This is a genomic window from Deferribacter abyssi, assembly GCF_049472655.1.
Taxonomy (GTDB): Bacteria; Chrysiogenota; Deferribacteres; order Deferribacterales; family Deferribacteraceae; genus Deferribacter; species Deferribacter abyssi.
This window is the reverse complement of record NZ_JAQNCS010000011.1, coordinates 1-19,312: the sequence shown is the minus strand read 5'-3', so window position 1 is coordinate 19,312 and position 19,312 is coordinate 1. Positions and strand designations below refer to the sequence as shown.

Below are 19,312 nucleotides of genomic sequence, written 5' to 3'. Positions count from 1 at the left end.
TATGAGTTATAGCATATTAATTGTAGATGATGAAAAATCATTTCGAGAGTTTCTGGAAATTTTGTTTATTAATGAGGGTTTTAAAGTATTTTCTGCTAAGAATTTAGAAACAGCTACTAAATTTATTCAAAAAGAGGATGTTGATATTATATTATGTGATTTAGTATTAGGTGAAGAGGATGGTCTTGTTCTTGCAAAATATTGTTTCGAAAATCACAAAGATATACCATTTATTCTTATGACGGCCTATGCCAGCGATGAAACAGCGCTAAAATCTGTAAAATTAGGAGTTGTAGATTACATAACAAAACCTTTTGATACTGATGAATTGTTAATTTTGATAAAAGCTGTTTTAAAAAACAATAAAATAGAAACTAACGAATATTGCAAAGAATTAGATGATATAATAGGTTTGAGTGAATCCGTACTTAAGATTAAAACTGATATTATAAATGTTGCGCCGAGTGATGCTACTGTTTTGATTACAGGAGAATCGGGGACAGGTAAAGAACTAGTAGCAAGGGCTATTCACAAAATGAGTAAAAGGAAAAATTATCCATTTATACCTATTAACTGTAGTGCTATACCTTCCGATTTATTAGAGTCTGAACTTTTTGGATATAAAAAGGGTGCTTTTACAGGTGCAAACAATGATAAACTAGGAATTTTTGAAGCTGCAAAAAATGGGACGATTTTTCTGGATGAAGTAGGTGAAATGCCTCTTTTTCTGCAGGCAAAACTTTTGCGAGTTTTACAAGAAGGTGTAATTAGGCCTATTGGTTTGAATAAAGAGGTAAAAGTAAATACGAGAGTAATTGCAGCTACTAACAAGAATTTACTCAAAGAGGTTAAAGAGGGTAGGTTCAGAGAAGATTTATTCTATCGGCTTAATGTTATAAATATACATCTACCACCATTGAGAGAGCGCTTGGAGGATTTGGTTTTATTAGTAAATCATTTCATAAAAAAGTACTCAGAAAAATTTAATAAAAGAGTTTTAGATATTTCTTTTGCTGCAATGAGAATACTTGAAAATTATAGTTTTCCTGGGAATATTAGAGAACTTGAGAATATTATTGAAAGAGCTGTTTTAATAGAAAAAACTAATAAAATCTTACCTTCTAGTATTGATATAAAAATTAGTGACGAATTTAAAAAAGAAGATGTGGTGATTCCAGAAAATTTTTCTCTTGATAATTATGTTGAAAACATAGAAAAAAAGTTTATAAAAAAAGCATTGCAATTAACTAATGGCAATCAATCACAAGCAGCGAAAAAATTAGGTATATCATTAAGGAGTTTAAGGTATAAAATTGAAAAATATAAAATCAAATAATTTCAATATTGCAAATCAAATAACTTTTTTCAGGTTATTGATAATTCCTGTTTTTTTAGTAGTACTTTTTATAGATAAACCGTATTCAAATATAATAGCTGCAGTTATTTTTATTTTTGCTTCATTGAGTGATTTTCTTGACGGATACATTGCTAGAAAATATAATTTAGTTACTAATCTAGGTAAAATAGTTGATCCAGTTGCAGATAAAATATTGGTAGCCTCTGCAATGGTTTCACTTGTAGAGTTGCAAAGAATTCCTTCATGGGTGGTTATAGTTATTTTAGCAAGAGAGTTTGCAGTAGGTGCGTTGAGAAATCTTGCATCATCTAACGGAATTATCATACCTGCTGGATGGAGTGGTAAAATAAAAACAACTATACAATTAGTTAGTTTGACAATGATTATTTTTAAAGAAAAGTTTTTAGGGGTGGATATGTATCTTATTGGAAAGGTGCTACTTTATATTTCTATTGTTGTATCTATATTGTCGTTAATAGATTACTTTTACAGGTACTTTAAAAAAGGCAATACTCAGTGAAGGTTATAATTGATCAAATAAAAGAATATAATTTAGAAGACTTGAAAGAGTTTTTTAAGAATTTTCTCATAAATAATGAGTTTTTTTTAAAGAGTAATAAGATCTTGTTGAAACCAAATATGTTACAGGCATCTCCTCCAGAAAAAGCTATTACAACACATCCTGTATTTATTGAGGCATGTATAGTGGCTGTAAAAGAATTAAACCCTAATTGTGTTATTTTTATTGGAGATAGTCCTGGGGCAAATTTTATAAATTATGAAATTGTTTTAAAAACAACTAGAATACTAGACATTGCTAAAAAATACAAAGTGGAAATTGTGAAAATTGAAAAATACCCCCCTAAAAAAGTTAACGATTATGTAATTACTTCTTTTATAGATAAAGTAGACTGTATTTTAAATCTTGCTAAACTAAAAACGCACTCTTTAACAGGTTTGACTTTATGTGTTAAAAATTTATTTGGGTTAGTACCTGGTACAAATAAGGTAAGTTATCACAAAAAATATCCAGATAGTAACATGTTAGCAGAAAATATTTATCAAGTTTATGAAATTGTTAAAGATAAAACTTTGTCATTTCTTGACGGAATTTTAGCACATGAAGGGGAAGGACCTTCAAGAGGTAAACCTGTTAAAATAGGGATTGTAGCTGCTTCATCACACGCTGAGGCCATTGATATAGTTATAACGAGTATTTTAGGTTTTTCTGTTGACTTTTGTAAAACAAATATTTTACCATTGCGTAATGGTGTTCAATTACAAGATATTGAAGTTAAAGGAAAAGTAGATGATTTAACAAAAATAAAAGTTCCACTATCTACAAAAGTTCAATTTTTACCAAACTGGTTTAAGAGATGGTTTGCTGAGCATATTTATGTTAAGCCAGAAATTGATAAAAATAGTTGTATTAAATGTTTTTTGTGTTATAAATCATGCCCTGTAAATGCTATTAATAAAGTTGATGGTTTTTTTTTAGAAATTGATAAGAATAAATGTATAGAGTGTTTTTGTTGCTATGAGGTCTGTGAATCAGATGCTATTAGTTTGAAAAGATCACTATTACATAGGGTGATAGTTAAATGAAGTTTTGGTTTCCTGTAATTGCATATTTTTTAGGTGCAATACCTACTGCATATTTAATTGTAAGGATTTTTAAAGGTGTTGATATAAGAACTGTTGGTAGTGGTAATGTGGGTGCTACAAATGCTGGTAGAGTCTTAGGTTTTAAAGGATTTTTGGTGGTTTTTTTTGTCGATATGTTAAAAGGATTTTTTCCTGTATATTTGGCTAAAAATTTTTTTGGTGACTCAATTTATTTATATCTTGTTGCATTTGCAGCCATAATAGGTCATATATTCACTGTATTTTTAAATTTTAAAGGTGGTAAAGGAGTTGCTACTGGTGTTGGTGTATTTATTGCATTAACTCCACTAAATGTTTTATATGCTTTTCTTGTTTTTGTAATAACAGTAGCTTCTTTTAAAATGGTGTCTTTGGGATCTATTGTTTCTGCCATTATTTTAACAATATTAGTATGGATAAATGAACAATCAATTTATTTAAAAGTTTTTACACTAATTCTCGCTCTTTTTATTATTTTTAAACATAGAGAAAACATAAAACGTATTTTAAGCGGAACAGAAAAGAAAATCGGGGAAAAGATAAACTTATGATACGTCCTCATGATATTATAAGAGATTGTGTTCAACTAGCACTTCAAGGTAAAGGGAAAACGAAAACTAATCCTATTGTTGGAGCGATTATTGTTAAAAATGGGAAAATCATTGGACGTGGTTATCATTCTTGTTATGGAAGTTCTCATGCTGAAATTGAAGCTATGAAAAGTGCCTTTGAGCCTCTAGAAGGAGCGGATCTTTATGTAACCCTTGAGCCATGTTCGCATCATGGTAAAACTCCACCTTGCGTTGATGCTATCATAAAAAATAAAATCAAAAGAGTTTTCATCGGTGTAGTTGATCCAAATCCGGATGTGGCTGGTAAAGGGATTAATAAGTTAATTGAGGCAGGTATTGGTGTATTTGTAGGATTTAATGAAGAGTTGTGCGCGAGTATTATAGAAGATTTTACTAAAGGGGTTTTAAAGAAAGAACCATATTATACTTTAAAAATTGCAGAATCTCTTGATGGTAAGATTGCAACAAAGACTGGAGATTCTAAATGGATTACTTCTGAATCATCAAGAACCTATGTTCACTTTCTTAGGAGCATTAGTGATGCTGTTTTAGTGGGAGTTAATACTGTTAATAAAGATGATCCAATGCTTGATGCTAGATTGATAGATTCAAATATAAATCCTTATAAGGTAGTGTTGGATCCATTTTTATCAATAAAAATGGATAAAGTTCTTACCAATAAATATGCTAATAGATTAATTGTTTTTACAAAATGTGAAAATAAGAAAATTAGAGAGTTGAAAGAAAGGGGAGTAAAAGTTTTTGTTGATATGTCAGGTGGAGAAAAGATAGATTTGGATTTTGTTTCTAAGAGTTTGTTTAAAGAAAAGATATTAAATGTGTTTGTTGAGGGAGGTAGTGAAACTGCTGGTTTTTTAATAGATTCTGGTAAGATAGATAGGGTTTATTTTTTCATGGCACCGAAAATTATTGGTGGTAAAAATGCTATAACAGCTATTGGCGGTGAGGGTATTTCAGATATTAAAGATGCATATGAATTAAAAGAAATTGAAATAAAAAGGTTTGAGAAAGATATTTTGATTACGGGAAAGTTAAATGATTATAAAGAATATGTAATAAAATTAACTGACAAGGTAAGGAATCGATGTTTACTGGGATTATAGAAGAAATTGGAAAAGTAAAAAGTGTACAAAACAACAGTAATTCATTTGTGATTACAATTGAGTGCAACAAAGTTTTAGAAGATACAAATATTGGTGACTCAATTTCTGTTAATGGTGTATGTTTAACTGTAATAACAATGGGAAACAATTTTTTTTCAGCTGATATTTCTTACGAAACACTGAATAAAAGTTCGCTTAAATATCTAAAAAATGGTGATGTAGTGAATTTAGAAAGAGCTCTTACTTTAACTTCGAGACTGGGTGGACATTTAGTATTGGGACATGTGGATGGTTTAGGTGTTATAAAAGGGATTAGAAAAATGGGTGAATCTTATATTTTAAGTGTTAGCTATCCAACTAAGCTGGATAAGTATATTGCTGAAAAGGGATCGGTAACAGTGGATGGAATTAGTCTTACAGTTGCTTCGCAAAGAGAATATACTTTCAATGTAGCTGTAATTCCACACACTTTTGAATTTACAGCACTAAAATATAAAACAACTGGAGATTATGTAAATATTGAAGTGGATGTGTTAGCGAGATATCTCGAGAAACTGTTGAAAAATGAAGAAAAAACTTCTAAATTATATGAGAATTTGAAATATTTGGAAGGATTGGAGGATTTTTAATTATGGTTAAATCTGTTTTAGCTACAGTAGAAGAAGCTATTGAGGAAGTAAAGAAAGGTAAGATGATAATTCTCGTGGATGATGAAGATAGAGAAAATGAAGGTGATTTAGTAGTAGCAGCTCAATTTGCTACTCCTGAAACTATAAATTTTATGGCTAAATATGGTAGAGGGTTGATTTGTTTAGCTCTAACGTCACAGAGATGTGATGAGCTAAATTTGTCTCTAATGGTGAATGAAAATTCAAATAATACAAAATTTGGTACTGCTTTTACTGTATCAATAGAGGCTAAAGAAGGAGTTACTACAGGTATTTCTGCATATGATAGAGCGAGAACAATACAAGTGGCTATTGATCCTAAAACAAAACCTGAAGATTTGGCAAGGCCTGGACATGTTTTTCCTTTAAGGGCGAGAGAAGGTGGTGTTCTTGTAAGAGCAGGGCAAACTGAGGGTTCTGTTGACTTGATGAAGTTAGCAGGGTTATATCCAGCTGCAGTAATCTGTGAAATAATGAATGATGATGGCACTATGGCTCGGATGCCTCAATTGATAGAGTTTGCAAAAAGGCATAATTTGAAGATACTAACTATAGCTGATTTAATTGCATACAGAATTGAACATGAATCATTGATAGAGGAAGCTGCTATTGCAAACCTTCCCACTATTTTTGGTAATTTTAAAATTATGGGCTTTAGAAATAAAATAGATGGTCAAGAGGCTGTTGCTCTTATCAAAGGTGAAATAAAAACAGAAGAACCAATACTTGTAAGAGTTCATTCACAGTGTCTTACTGGAGATGTTTTTGGTTCTTTGAGGTGTGATTGTAGGGATCAGTTGCACAGAGCTATGGAAATGATTGATGAAGAAGGTAGAGGTGTTTTGCTTTATATGTTTCAAGAAGGTAGAGGTATAGGTTTGCTGAATAAGATAAAAGCTTACCATCTACAGGAACAGGGATTCGATACAGTAGAAGCAAACCGCCATTTAGGATTTGAAGACGATCTTAGAGATTATGGCTTTGGTGCGCAAATTTTGAGATTTTTGGGAGTTAAAAAATTAAAATTAATGACAAATAATCCTAAGAAAATTAGATGTCTGTCTGGCTATGGATTAGAAGTGATTGATAGGGTGCCTATAGTTTGTGGAGTCAGACCTGAAAATGAAAAGTATTTAAGAACAAAAAAAGAAAAAATGGGGCATGAACTTGATATTTAATAAATAGAAAATATGGAAATTTGGGGGTTAAGATGAATATAAAAATATTAGAAGGTAAATATGATGGTACTGACTTAAAAATTGCTATTGTTGCTTCAAGGTTTAATGATTTTGTTGTGAAAAGTCTTGTAGCTGGCGCAGTGGATGCTCTTGTAAGACATAATGTTAATGAAAATGATATTGTAGTTTATAAAGTACCAGGTGCATTTGAAATACCACCTGTGGCAAAAAAACTTGCAAATTCTAGAAAATATGATGCTATAATAGCTTTGGGAGCAGTAATCAGAGGAGGAACGCCACATTTTGATTATGTAGCAAATGAAGTATCTAAAGGAGTTGCTAAAGTAGCCTATGATACTGATATACCTGTAATTTTTGGTGTTTTAACTACTGATACTATTGAACAAGCAATAGAAAGAGCTGGGACAAAGGCTGGTAATAAAGGAGCAGAAGCCGCTTTATCTGCATTAGAGTTAGTAAATTTAATGAAGATGGTTTAAGTTTATAAATATGCGTAAGCTGAGAAGTAAAGGAAGAGAAAAGGCTTTTCAAATGCTTTATCAATATGAAATGACTAAACTTAAACCTAGTGATTTGATTTCTCAATTTTGGATGTTGAATAGTGAAAAAAACGAGAAAGTTAAACTTTTTGCAAATGATTTGTTTAATTTAGCTATAAATAAAAAAGGATTTTCTGATGATATGATTAGTAAATATTTAAAAGATGGATGGAGTATAGATAGATTAACAGAGCCAGTAAAAAATATATTAAGACTTGGATTAGCAGAACTATTCAATGGTGAAGCACCTGTTTATGCTATACTTGATGAGTATACTACTATGGCTAAAGAATATGAAGATGAAAAAGCAGCTGCTTTTGTGAATGGAATTTTGGATAAAATCAGAAAAGATTTTAATATAGAGAGATAATGTTAAATAAAGTAGTTTTGGCTTTTGAAGAAAGTAGGCATTTTCCGGTTTTTATAGATTATGATTTCAAATTGAAAAGATGTAGAGGGTATTCATTGAGAATTGACTTCATGTATAGAGGTTTGCTTACTGATTTTATTAAAACAATTAATCATAAGAAAGGATTTATTTTTATAAAAAAATCACCTTTTTTTTTAACAGAAGGTTTTTTTTTGTTTGATTTTGATTTGATATGTAATGATACTGCATCATTCATTAAGCTTATAAATAAAGCATCTTTTTCTGAAATATTAATAGAAAAATCAAAAATCTTAAATAACTTAATATATGAAAAGATAAATAATAATGTAAGAGTAACTTTGTTGGAGCTTGTATGAATAAATCTTGTACTGTAAGAGTAAAATTTAAAACAAATAAAAGAGATATTATATATATAAACAGTATTATTGATTCTTATGAAGGGATAGGGATAGTTAGGACTATAGATAAAAAAGAAGGAAAAGTAGTTGTATATTCAACTAATGGTATGTATAAATATGTGGTAAATGTTTTAAATGAATTAAAAAATGAAGGTGTTAAAATTTGTAAGCTTAATATTGAAGAAAGTGAGAAGGTAGATGAATGGTAAAAGCTTTTATTATGACATCATCAACATGTTAAGACAGTATGGTGATTATGCAGAACTCTATATAGAAAAGGCTGAATACAGTTCAATAGTTTTTGAAAATAAAAATCTAGAACGATTTGAAAATGTATATGATTCAGGTATAGGCTTAAGACTGATAAAAGATTTTAAAACATATTATGCCTTTACAAACAGTTTTGAAATTCAAGATATCAAAGAGTGTGCTGACGCTATCTGTAAATACTCTGTATCTAATAGTCATAATGACACATTAGATTTTACCAAGAAAAATTTTGATTATAACTTTATAAAGTTGCCTAAAGATATTAATATTAAAGAGAAAATAGAGTTAGTTAAGAGTGTTGATCTGAATGGTTGGAATTCAGGTTTCGTTAAACAAGTTGTTACTACCTATAAAGATACTATTAAGTATATAAGAATAATAAATTCAGAAGGTACTGATTTTTCCCAGCAACTTTCATATATTACATTTTTCTGCACAGTTATTTGCGAAAGGGATGGAGTTATTCAGACCGGATATGAATCCTTAGGAGGATTGTATGACTTTGATTCATTTTTGAAAGAAGATGTAATGAAAGTAAGTGAAAAAGCATTAAAAAGAGCTCTTTTAAATCTGGATGCGGATTATGCACCTGCTGGCGAAATGACAGTTGTTTTATCAAGTAGTGCTGGTGGTACAATGATTCATGAGGCTGTAGGACACGGTCTTGAAGCGGATCTTGCTATAAATGGGTTGAGTGTGTATCAAGGTAGAATTGGTGAAAAAGTTGCATCAGAAAAAATTACTGTAATCGATGATGCAACAATAGCTGGGAAAAGAGGGAGTTTTCTTTTTGATGATGAAGGTGTAGAAGCACAAAAAACAGTTTTAATAAAAGATGGAATATTAGTAAATTATATGTATGATAGACTTTATGCAATGAGAAATGGTGTTGAAAGCACTGGGAACGGGAGGAGGCAATCTTACAGGTATAAACCTATAGTTAGAATGACCAACACATATATTGATAGAGGTAAAGATGATCCGAATAAAATAATAAAATCAGTTGATAAAGGTATTCTTGTTGTAAAAATGGGGGGAGGCCAAGTAAATACAGTTAATGGGGACTTTGTTTTTGAGGTCAATGAAGGGTATTTACTAAAAAATGGTGATATTGAGAAACCAATAAGAAATGCAACTCTTATTGGAAATGGACCAAAGATAATGCAAGAAATAGATATGGTAGGTTCAGATCTTGGTTTTGGAATAGGTACTTGTGGAAAAGATGGACAAGGTGTTCCTGTAAGTGATGCTCAACCAACAATTAGAATTCCTAGAATTACTGTTGGTGGTAAATAAAAGGGGTTACTATGGATTTAAAATTAAAAGGGAAAAAATATTTAATTTTTGAAATTACGAAAAGTATGACAAAAGATAATAGACCATATATAAAAGTTATTTTAATGGATAAAGACGGCAAAACCTATAATGGTATTATGTTTGATAGTAACAAATTGGCTTTTGATCCTGAAAAAGGGAATGTAGTAGAAGTAATTGCCAATATACAAAATTACAATGGTCAACCACAATTTAAAATTAACACTATGACATTAGTTGAAGGAGAAAATAAATTTGATTTTTTCCCTAAAACGAAATTTAATATTAATAATATGTTAGAAGAATTGAAAAATCAGGTTTTAAACAACTTAACAAACATTTATTTAGTAAAGATGGTTGAAGAATTTTTTTCAGATTCTGAGATTATTGAGAAATTTAAGATTATACCTGCTGCTAAAAATGTTCATCATGCATATATTGGTGGATTGCTTGAGCATACATTATCTGTGGTTAAGCTAGCTGTATTAGTCGGTGATTATTACAAAGAATATGTTGATAAGGAGTTACTTGTAATAGGAGCATTGTTTCATGATATAGGTAAAATTTTTGAGCTTACTATTGATAATGCATTCGATTATTCAGAAGAGGGAAAGCTTTTAGGTCATTTACTGTTAGGAATAGAACTGATAAATAAATATGAGGCAAAGATTGATGGATTTCCAAAACGATTGAAACATTTGATAAATCATATGATTGCTAGTCATCATGGAATATTAGAGTTTGGTTCTCCAAAAAAACCAAAAACAACGGAGGCTCTTTTACTTCATTATATAGATGACATGGATGCAAAGTTAAATACATTTATTTCAATATTTAGTAAAGAAAATGTGGAAGAAGGTTGGAGTAATTATGATAGACTATTGGAAAGACAGCTTTTTAATCATAACTCTAATTTTTAAGGAGGTATAATGGATAATAATGCCTTTAAAACTGTAATTGTTGGCGTTCAAATGCTTTTTGTTGCATTTGGCGCATTAGTATTAGTTCCATTACTTACAGGTCTTGATCCTTCCATTGCTCTTTTTACTGCTGGAGCAGGTACTCTTTTATTTCAGTTTATTACAAAGAGAAAAGTCCCTGTGTTTTTAGCAAGTTCTTTTGCTTTTATAGCACCAATTCAATATGGAATGAAGCATTTTGGTGTGGCTAAAACTTTAGGGGGATTGACATGTGCTGGATTAATATATTTATTGTTTGCTTTTCTTGTTAAAAAAGGTGGAGTAAAAGCTATTGAAAAATATTTACCTCCGATTGTAACTGGTCCGGTTATTATGGTTATTGGTTTAAAATTAGCTCCAGTGGCTGTTAAAATGGCAAAAAGCTTTGATGGCTCTGGTAACTTTGATACTAAAGCAATGTTTTTATCTATGATTTCACTCATTACAGCCATTTTTGTTGTTATGTATGGTAAAAGAATTTTAAGCCTTATACCAATACTAACAGGAATTTTTGTAGGGTATGTATTTGCCTTAATTATGGGAGTGGTTAATTTTGATCCTGTTACTAACGCTAAATGGTTTAGTATTCCTTGGGTAGAGGCTTTAAAAAATGGCAGTTATGCTTTCCCTCAATTTGATATCTCAGCCATAATGTATATTGTTCCTGTAGCTATAGCTCCTGCTATAGAACATGTGGGAGATGTACTTGCGATTTCTTCTGTTACCGGAAAAAATTATTTAGAAGAGCCTGGTTTGCACAGAACATTAACTGGAGATGGTTTAGCCACGGCATTTGCAGCAATTTTGGGTGGTCCACCTAATACAACCTATTCTGAAGTTACTGGTGCAGTGGCACTTACGAGAGCTTTCAACCCAGTCTATATGACAATAGCATCTATTACAGCTATTATATTATCTTTTTTTGGTAAGTTGGGTGCTATACTAAAAACAATTCCTGTTCCTGTTATGGGTGGAATTTTAATATTATTGTTTGGTATGATAGCAGCTATTGGGGTTGGAACTCTTGTTAGAAACAATGTTAACATGGCAAAATCAAGGAATCTTGTTATTGCTTCTGTTGTCTTGGTGGTAGGAATTGGTGATATGGTTATATCTGTTGGTAGAATAAGTCTTGGAGGCATAGGACTTGCTGGTATAGTTGGTATTATCTTAAATGCTATATTACCGGAGGGTGAATAATGAAGTATGAAAATCTTGTAGTAATTGATCATCCGTTAATTAAACATAAATTGACATATGTTAGAGACAAAAATACACCAAAAAAAGAATTTAAAGAACTTGTGGATGAAATAGCAATGTTGATGGCTTATGAAATTACAAAAGATTTTCCGATAAAGGAAGTTGAAATTGAAACACCTATTTGTAAAACCAAATCTTGGGTTGTGTCTGGCAAGAAAGTTGTATTAGTACCGATTTTGAGAGCCGGTTTAGGGATGGTAGACGGTATTTTAAAACTAATACCGTCAGCTAGAGTAGGACATATAGGTATTTATCGTGATCCCAAAACTACAAAACCTATAACTTATTATTTTAAAATTCCTGCAGATTGCGAGGATAGAGATTTTATATTAATAGATCCTATGTTAGCAACTGGCGGTTCAGCCGTAGAAGCTGCAAAAATATTGAAAGATAATGGTGTTAGAAATATTAAATTTATGTGTTTAATTGCTGCCCCTGAAGGTGTAGAAGCGTTTTTAAGTGTGCATCCAGATATAAAAATATATACTGCTGCGTTGGATGAAAAATTAAATGAAAAAAAATATATTGTGCCAGGGTTAGGTGATGCAGGAGATAGGTTATTCGGAACAAAATAATTTAGGGCTAATTCGATGAAAAAGATTAACAATTTTTTGCGCAATACATTCATTGCTGGTATTTTTACTGTTTTACCTATCATAGTCACATATTTTTTCTTAAGTTTTGTTTTTAATAAGTTTTCAGGTTTTTTAATCCCTTATCTTAGAATTGGAGTTCGTTATTTACCAGTACAGTTTGATGTGTCAGAGTCTTGGCTACGCTTAATATCATTTATGTTGATGATGCTAATTATTTTTTTAGTAGGATTGTTTACAAAAAACTATCTAGGAAGTAAGCTTCTTAATTTACTTGATAAAACATTTAAAAATATTCCAATCGTAAAAACTGTTTATACATCTACAAAACAGATAATTGATGCCTTTCAAACATCTAAAGGAGCAAATTTTAAAAAAGTAGTTTTATTAGAATATCCTCGTAAAGGAATTTATAGTATAGGTTTTGTAACAAAAGATACCTCAAAGTTTTTTAATGATATTGTAAATGATGAATGCTATAATATATTTATTCCAACCACGCCAAATCCAACATCAGGTTTTATTCTTATAGTTCCTAAAAAAGATGTTATTGAGTTGGATATAACAATTGAGGATAGTATTAAATTTGTAATTTCTGCTGGCCTTGTTAGTCCTGATATGATAAAAAATAAAGATGAGTCCTAAGAATTATTGTTTAATTGGTCATCCTGTCAATCATTCGTTATCTCCAAAAATTCATAATTATTTAATTTATCATACAAAGCTTAATGCGGGATATATTTGTTTTGATATATCTGATAATGATTTTGGGAGTTACATTAATTTTCTTAGAAAAAATTTTGATGGTTTCAATGTCACTGTTCCATATAAAGAGAAAATCATTAATTATTTGGATGAAATAGATTTTGAAGCTGATAATATAAATGCGGTTAATTGTGTTAAAATAATAGATGGTAAACTGATAGGATTTAATACTGATATTTATGGAATTAGGAAAACATTTGAAAAATATGATGTTAATCTTGATCATAAGAATATATTGATTATAGGTAGCGGAGGAGCTGCTAAACCGCTTATTCAGTATATTAAAAACTTTAAATATTCTAAATTAGATATCGTTAACAGAACAGTTAGTAAAGCTGGAAATTTAATTAAAAAGTTTGATGTAAAAAAATCTGATGTTTTTCCTTTAGAATATTTGGGAAAAAATGTAATTTATGATATAATTATAAATACTACTTCAATTGGTTTAAAAGGAGAATGGCCCTACAAAATGAATATCAAGGCTAAAGAATTTATCTTTGATATGCAATATAAATTAGAATCTAAAACACCATTTTTGTCACTAGTTAATTTTGATAAATCTTGTGATGGCAAGATTATGTTAATTTATCAAGCTGTTAAATCTTTTGAAATATGGAATAATATTTCGTTGCAAATTGATTTGATAAATATCATAGAACAGATGAGGGGATAAATGGTATCAGCAAAAATTGGTGCACTGCTATTAAGTGAGAATTTAATTACCCAAGAGCAATTGGAAAAAGCTTTAGAAATTCAAAAGAAAGAAGGGGGACGGTTAGGTAGCATTTTAATAAAATTAGGTTATGTGGATGAGAAAAAGATTGCTGATTTTTTAAGTAAACAGTATGGGGTCCCTTTTGTTGATTTAAAAGATGTTCATATTGATAATAAAATTTTGAGTTTAATTCCTCAAGATTTAATGCATAAATTTCTTGTTATTCCTATCGATAGAGAAGGACAAACATTAAAAGTAGCAATAGCTGATCCATCAAATGTTTATGCATTAGAAGAATTAAGATTTTTGACAGGCTTTAATATAAAACCTTATGTAGCTGTGGAATCAGCGATTAGGGAGTTTTTAGAAAAACATGTAGATGCTGAATCCAATGTTTTAGCTGAATTTGAAGAAATGGATCTTGATGAATTAGAATTTGAGGATGTTGAGGAAGAAGAAAAATCCACTGAAGTTTTGAAAAAAGAGTTAGAAGAAACTCCAGTTGTTAAATTAGTTAATTATGTTTTAAATGAAGCTGTGAAGAGAGGTGCATCAGATATACATCTTGAACCTTACGAGAAAGAATTTAGAATAAGATTAAGAGTTGATGGTGTTATGCATGAACTGATTAGACCTCCAAGAAGAATAAAAGATGCAGTTATTTCTCGATTAAAAATTCTTGCTAATCTAGATATCGCAGAAAAAAGATTGCCACAAGATGGAAGAATCAAAATGAAATTGCAAGGTCGTTCTATTGATATGAGGGTATCGACTTTACCTGTTCTTTATGGTGAAAAAGTCGTTTTAAGGATACTTGATAAATCTAGTTTGCAGCTAGATTTGGAAAAGCTTGGCTTTGAAAAAATATCTTTAAAAAGGTTTATAAAAGCAATAGAAAGTCCATATGGAATGGTACTAGTTACTGGACCTACAGGAAGTGGTAAATCAACCACATTATATTCCGCATTAAATCGACTAAATAAAGAAGAAGTAAACATTATGACTGCTGAGGACCCTGTTGAGTACAATCTATTCGGTATTAACCAAGTTCAGATGAAAGAGGATATAGGATTAAATTTTGCTGCTGCATTGAGGAGCTTTTTAAGGCAAGACCCTGATATAATTATGGTTGGTGAAATTAGAGATTATGAGACAGCAGAAATTGCAATTAAAGCTGCTTTGACTGGTCATTTGGTATTATCAACTTTACATACAAATGATGCTCCGAGTACAGTGAACAGACTTTTGAATATGGGGATCGAACCTTTTTTGGTAGCATCATCTACTATACTTATATTAGCACAAAGGCTTGCTAGAAAAATATGTACTAATTGTAAAGAAGAAATAAAATTACCAAAGGAAGCGTTACTTTCAGTAGGTTTTAAAAAAGACGAGATTGGTACATTTGCCATTATGAAAGGTAAGGGTTGTGAAAACTGTAGTGGAACAGGTTATAAAGGAAGAGTTGCCCTTTATGAAGTTATGGAAGTAAGTGAAAATATTAAAGAATTAATTTTACGTGGGGCAAATGCTACTGAAATAAAGAAAATGGCTGTTGAAGAAGGGATGATAACATTACGAAGAAGTGGACTTGAAAAAGTTAAAAAAGGTATAACTACTATAGAAGAAGTTGTAAGAGTAACTTTTGCAGATTGATTAGGAGGTTAGTATGTATTCTCTACAAGATCTATTGCAAAATATGATTAAATTAAATGCTAGCGATTTACATTTAACAGTTGGTACTCAACCTGTGTATAGGATTAATGGGGAATTAAAGAAAATCGAAGGAGAGCCTTTAACTCCATCTATGACTAAGCAGATGTGTTATAGTATTTTAAATGAAGCACAAAAAAAGCGATTTGAGCAGGAATGGGAGTTAGATTTTTCTTTTGGTATAAAAGGGGTGAGTAGATTTAGAGCTAATGTTTTTCTGCAAAGGGGTGCAGTAGCCGCTGCTTTTAGAAGAATTCCTTATAAAGTCATGAGTTTTGAAGAACTTGGCTTACCTGGCATCATAAAAACACTCTGTGATAGACCAAGGGGATTAGTATTGGTTACAGGTCCTACAGGAAGTGGTAAATCAACAACACTTGCAGCAATGATTGATAAGATAAATAGTGAAAAAAACGTACACATTGTTACGATAGAAGATCCTATAGAATATTTGCATTCGCATAAAAAAGCCCTTGTAAACCAAAGGGAGGTTCACGCAGACACGAAATCGTTTGTAACTGCATTGAAATATATTCTAAGGCAAGACCCCGATGTAGTACTAATTGGTGAAATGAGAGACTTAGAGACAATAGAGGCTGCATTAACAGTTTCAGAAACTGGGCATCTAACCTTTGGAACTTTACATACAAATAGCGCTGTTCAAACCATCAATAGAATAATTGATGTGTTTCCACCTTATCAACAACCACAAATACGTGCTCAGCTATCTTTTGTGCTAGAAGGTGTTATTTGTCAGCAGCTTATACAAAGGGCAGATGGTAAGGGTAGGGTTTTAGCCTGTGAAGTTCTGATGCCAAATCCTGCTATACGAAATTTAATTAGAGAAGATAAACTGCATCAAATTTACTCTATGATGCAAACTGGGCAAGAAGAACATGGAATGATTACAATGAGTCAATCATTATATGAGTTGTATCGTAAGGGGTTGATAACTTACGAAGATGCTATAAATAGAGCTGTATATCCTGATGAAGTAAGAAACATGATTGAACAAGGTGGGTTAAAAAAGCGAGGTAGATTTTAGTGAATATTTTATATGTCGAATTGTTTTATTAGTTTTAAGGAGGCAAAATAATGGCAAAATATATTTATAAAGGAAAAGATAGTTCAGGCAAACCCATTTCAGGAGTAATAGAAGCAAAAAATAAAGCTGAAGCAATACAGTCTCTAAAATCAAGAAGAATAGAAGCTTATGAAGTAAAGATGGATTGGAAGCATATAGAGTTGTCTTTTGGTGAAAAAATTACTGATATGGATATTGTTATTATTACAAGACAGCTTGCGACAATGATTAATGCCGGTCTCCCCATTGTAAGGGCTTTAGATATTATAGCTGCTCAAGCACCAAAGAAGAAATTAAGAAGAATATTTATGGAAATTAAAGAAGATATTGAACAAGGATTATCATTTAGTAAAGCTTTAGAAAAACATAGGAAGATTTTTGGAGACTTATATATCAATATGATTGCAGCAGGAGAAGCTGGTGGATTATTAGATGATATTTTGGAAAGATTATCTCAATATATGGAAAAGGCCATTTCATTAAAAAGAAAAGTAAAGTCCGCTATGATGTACCCTTCTATTGTTTTAGTTGTTGCAGTTTTAGTTGTGTGGGGATTAATGGTGTTTATTATACCTAAATTCAAGGAAATGTATGAGGGATTTGGAGGAACATTGCCTGCTTTAACTCAGTTTACTATTGCTCTGAGTAATTTTCTATCTAGCTGGTATGGTGGTGGTTTAATTTTTGGTGGGATGATTGCCTCTGTTATAATTATCAGATTGATCTATAAAAAATCAGAGAAAGGTAGATATTTTTTAGATAATTTAATGTTAAAAATCCCTAAAATAGGTGATTTAATTAAAAAGGTATCTATTTCAAAATTTGCTAGAACATTTGGTACTTTGCTAAGTAGTGGTGTTGCAATTCTTGAGGCTTTAGATATTGTAGCAAAAACGAGTGGCAATAAAGTTATAGAAAAACATTTAAGGAAGAGCAGAGGGGATATAGAAGGGGGTAAGACTGTTGCACAACCACTTGAAAAAGCAGGAATTTTTCCACCTATGGTTACTCAAATGATTGCTGTTGGAGAAGAAACAGGGGCACTTGATAAAATGCTTACGAAAATTGCTGATTTTTATGATGATGAAGTTGATAGAGCTGTGGAAGGATTAACTAAAATGATAGAGCCGATGTTAATGATTTTTGTAGGTGGTGCAGTTGGATTCGTTATCATTGCTATGTATCTGCCGATTTTCAAACTTGGCTCTGTAGTTGGATGAAATTTCAAAAAAAATTAATTACTTTAGGTCTATTGAAAAGTAAAAATTTTTTTGATTTAAAAGTTGTTAATAATGTAATATTATTAGTGAGATTGATTTTTTTTTATTTGGTTTTTTTATTTTTATTTCTTAGTAATAATAAAATTAGCATTATAAATGAACTGATTTTTTTAGCTTTGGTTATCGGTTTTTTTTCTACGATTGTATTTATTGCAAATACTTTTATTAATGAGACGTTTATTTTTTATATTCAGTCATTTTTTGATTCTACAATAATAACCTATTTAATGTATAAAACCAATTTTTTAGATAGTCCTTATATCATTTTTTTTGCATTTGTTATTGGTTATTTATCTTTTGTGAGAGGCTTCAAAGGGGGAATTTTTGGTTTATTACAATTTTTATTTGCAACTTTAATATTATTTTTACTTTTTAAAAAAAGTGAGAATATAGATATCACTTATCTTACAAATCAATCCCAATATTTATTAGCTTTTATCCTAATATATATATTATCATCATATCTAAATTATAATTATCGAAAAAGAGTTCAAGAACTAAAAAGCTTACAAAATATTCAACAATTGATTGTGAAGAATATTGGTATTGGTATAATGCTTATAGATAAAGCTGGAAATATACTTTCATGTAACGATGCAGGTAAAAAAATTTTAAATATAAAAATTAATAATTTGATAGGTGAATCTTTAAAAAATATAGGATTAATATTAGAAGGTGACGAAAATATTATAAAGTATAATGACAAATTCATAGGTTATAAGTTACAAGATTTTGTAGATGAATCAAACAAAAAAGTTGGTAAACTTTTGATCTTTCAGGATGTAACAGAAAAAGAATTATTGAAAATCGAATTGCAAAAAAAACAAAAGTTAGCAAATTTAGGTCAATTTGCTACAATAATTGCTCATGAAATTAAAAATCCCTTAGGTGCAATAAAAGGGAGTATTCAGATATTAAAAAAGCAGTTTAAAGCTGATAAATTGATAAATATAATTGAAAGAGAAATTAATAGGCTTGATATGATACTTAATAATTTACTTTATGTAAGTAAACCTGCTAAAAAAAGTAAAGAATTAATTAAAATTTGTGAGTTTTTCAATGAGTTTTTGGATTATTTCAAAATATATGATTTATATGAAGACTTGAAGATTAAGTTAAATGTTATAGATGATTTTGAGATTTTAATTTCTGATATAGAGCTAAGACAAATAATATGGAATCTTGTTATTAATAGTTATGAAGCAAAAAATGATGTTCAAATAACAATAATCACTTATGTAAAAAATGATAAAAAAATAATTTCTTACAATGATAATGGACCTGGGATATCTAGCGAAATTATAGAAGATGTGATGAAACCTTTTTATTCTACTAAAAATAAAGGTAGTGGATTAGGCTTATATATTATTAAATTAATTTGTGATAATAATGGAATTTCTTATAAAATATATTCCAACAAAGAAGCCAATGGATTTAAAATGGACTTTATTTTTAAGTAAATGTTAT

21 protein-coding genes are annotated in these 19,312 nt (G+C 30.2%); all 21 read left to right on the top strand.

Annotated features, from left to right (window positions below; translation table 11 throughout):
* Window position 1: 1 nt before the first annotated feature.
* The 21 genes from OWK30_RS07490 (at window position 2) to OWK30_RS07390 (ending at window position 19,305) form a co-directional block, all read left to right on the top strand.
* Window positions 2–1,336, top strand: coding sequence for a sigma-54-dependent transcriptional regulator (locus OWK30_RS07490; RefSeq protein ID WP_423325133.1), 1,335 nt, complete (start codon window positions 2–4; stop codon window positions 1,334–1,336).
* The gene (gene pgsA / locus OWK30_RS07485) at window positions 1,314–1,877 is read left to right on the top strand and encodes a CDP-diacylglycerol--glycerol-3-phosphate 3-phosphatidyltransferase (protein WP_423325131.1); all 564 of its coding nucleotides are present in this window, start codon (window positions 1,314–1,316) and stop codon (window positions 1,875–1,877) included. The genes OWK30_RS07490 and pgsA overlap by 23 nt, the downstream gene beginning before the upstream one ends.
* Window positions 1,874–2,962: a DUF362 domain-containing protein gene (locus OWK30_RS07480; RefSeq protein ID WP_423325129.1), complete on the top strand. Its 1,089-nt coding sequence runs from the start codon at window positions 1,874–1,876 to the stop codon at window positions 2,960–2,962. Before pgsA ends, OWK30_RS07480 begins: the two co-directional genes overlap by 4 nt.
* Entirely contained in the window at window positions 2,959–3,552 is a 594-nt protein-coding gene (gene plsY, locus OWK30_RS07475; RefSeq protein WP_423325127.1) for a glycerol-3-phosphate 1-O-acyltransferase PlsY, read from the top strand. Before OWK30_RS07480 ends, plsY begins: the two co-directional genes overlap by 4 nt.
* Window positions 3,549–4,697, top strand: a complete 1,149-nt coding sequence (gene ribD / locus OWK30_RS07470; protein ID WP_423325125.1) for a bifunctional diaminohydroxyphosphoribosylaminopyrimidine deaminase/5-amino-6-(5-phosphoribosylamino)uracil reductase RibD — start codon at window positions 3,549–3,551, stop codon at window positions 4,695–4,697. Before plsY ends, ribD begins: the two co-directional genes overlap by 4 nt.
* Complete coding sequence (locus tag OWK30_RS07465; protein ID WP_423325123.1) at window positions 4,679–5,326, top strand: riboflavin synthase; 648 nt, start codon at window positions 4,679–4,681, stop codon at window positions 5,324–5,326. Before ribD ends, OWK30_RS07465 begins: the two co-directional genes overlap by 19 nt.
* Before the next feature lie 2 nt (window positions 5,327–5,328).
* The gene (locus OWK30_RS07460) at window positions 5,329–6,543 is read left to right on the top strand and encodes a bifunctional 3,4-dihydroxy-2-butanone-4-phosphate synthase/GTP cyclohydrolase II (RefSeq protein WP_423325121.1); all 1,215 of its coding nucleotides are present in this window, start codon (window positions 5,329–5,331) and stop codon (window positions 6,541–6,543) included.
* 32 nt (window positions 6,544–6,575) lie between these two features.
* The gene (gene ribH / locus OWK30_RS07455) at window positions 6,576–7,043 is read left to right on the top strand and encodes a 6,7-dimethyl-8-ribityllumazine synthase (RefSeq protein WP_423325119.1); all 468 of its coding nucleotides are present in this window, start codon (window positions 6,576–6,578) and stop codon (window positions 7,041–7,043) included.
* Window positions 7,044–7,053: 10 nt separating this feature from the next.
* On the top strand, window positions 7,054–7,473 hold the full coding sequence (gene nusB / locus OWK30_RS07450) for a transcription antitermination factor NusB (RefSeq protein WP_423325117.1): 420 nt from the start codon (window positions 7,054–7,056) through the stop codon (window positions 7,471–7,473).
* Window positions 7,473–7,850, top strand: coding sequence for a hypothetical protein (locus OWK30_RS07445; protein ID WP_423325115.1), 378 nt, complete (start codon window positions 7,473–7,475; stop codon window positions 7,848–7,850). Before nusB ends, OWK30_RS07445 begins: the two co-directional genes overlap by 1 nt.
* Window positions 7,847–8,101, top strand: coding sequence for a DUF4911 domain-containing protein (locus tag OWK30_RS07440; protein WP_423325113.1), 255 nt, complete (start codon window positions 7,847–7,849; stop codon window positions 8,099–8,101). Before OWK30_RS07445 ends, OWK30_RS07440 begins: the two co-directional genes overlap by 4 nt.
* Window positions 8,091–9,458: a TldD/PmbA family protein gene (locus OWK30_RS07435; RefSeq protein WP_423325111.1), complete on the top strand. Its 1,368-nt coding sequence runs from the start codon at window positions 8,091–8,093 to the stop codon at window positions 9,456–9,458. Before OWK30_RS07440 ends, OWK30_RS07435 begins: the two co-directional genes overlap by 11 nt.
* An 11-nt stretch (window positions 9,459–9,469) precedes the next feature.
* Window positions 9,470–10,396 (top strand): 3'-5' exoribonuclease YhaM family protein, encoded by a 927-nt coding sequence (locus tag OWK30_RS07430; RefSeq protein WP_423325109.1) that lies wholly within the window; start codon window positions 9,470–9,472, stop codon window positions 10,394–10,396.
* 9 nt (window positions 10,397–10,405) lie between these two features.
* Complete coding sequence (locus OWK30_RS07425) at window positions 10,406–11,635, top strand: uracil-xanthine permease family protein (RefSeq protein WP_423325107.1); 1,230 nt, start codon at window positions 10,406–10,408, stop codon at window positions 11,633–11,635.
* On the top strand, window positions 11,635–12,270 hold the full coding sequence (upp, locus tag OWK30_RS07420; protein ID WP_423325105.1) for a uracil phosphoribosyltransferase: 636 nt from the start codon (window positions 11,635–11,637) through the stop codon (window positions 12,268–12,270). Before OWK30_RS07425 ends, upp begins: the two co-directional genes overlap by 1 nt.
* A 15-nt stretch (window positions 12,271–12,285) precedes the next feature.
* Complete coding sequence (locus tag OWK30_RS07415; protein ID WP_423325104.1) at window positions 12,286–12,933, top strand: DUF502 domain-containing protein; 648 nt, start codon at window positions 12,286–12,288, stop codon at window positions 12,931–12,933.
* Window positions 12,923–13,726, top strand: coding sequence for a shikimate dehydrogenase (aroE, locus tag OWK30_RS07410; RefSeq protein WP_423325102.1), 804 nt, complete (start codon window positions 12,923–12,925; stop codon window positions 13,724–13,726). Before OWK30_RS07415 ends, aroE begins: the two co-directional genes overlap by 11 nt.
* Complete coding sequence (gene pilB / locus OWK30_RS07405; protein WP_423325100.1) at window positions 13,727–15,424, top strand: type IV-A pilus assembly ATPase PilB; 1,698 nt, start codon at window positions 13,727–13,729, stop codon at window positions 15,422–15,424.
* A gap of 13 nt (window positions 15,425–15,437) precedes the next feature.
* Window positions 15,438–16,526: a type IV pilus twitching motility protein PilT gene (locus OWK30_RS07400; RefSeq protein WP_423325098.1), complete on the top strand. Its 1,089-nt coding sequence runs from the start codon at window positions 15,438–15,440 to the stop codon at window positions 16,524–16,526.
* A gap of 50 nt (window positions 16,527–16,576) precedes the next feature.
* Complete coding sequence (locus OWK30_RS07395) at window positions 16,577–17,785, top strand: type II secretion system F family protein (protein ID WP_423325096.1); 1,209 nt, start codon at window positions 16,577–16,579, stop codon at window positions 17,783–17,785.
* Between the two features lie 86 nt (window positions 17,786–17,871).
* Window positions 17,872–19,305, top strand: coding sequence for a sensor histidine kinase (locus OWK30_RS07390; RefSeq protein WP_423325094.1), 1,434 nt, complete (start codon window positions 17,872–17,874; stop codon window positions 19,303–19,305).
* The last annotated feature ends 7 nt before the right edge of the window (window positions 19,306–19,312 follow it).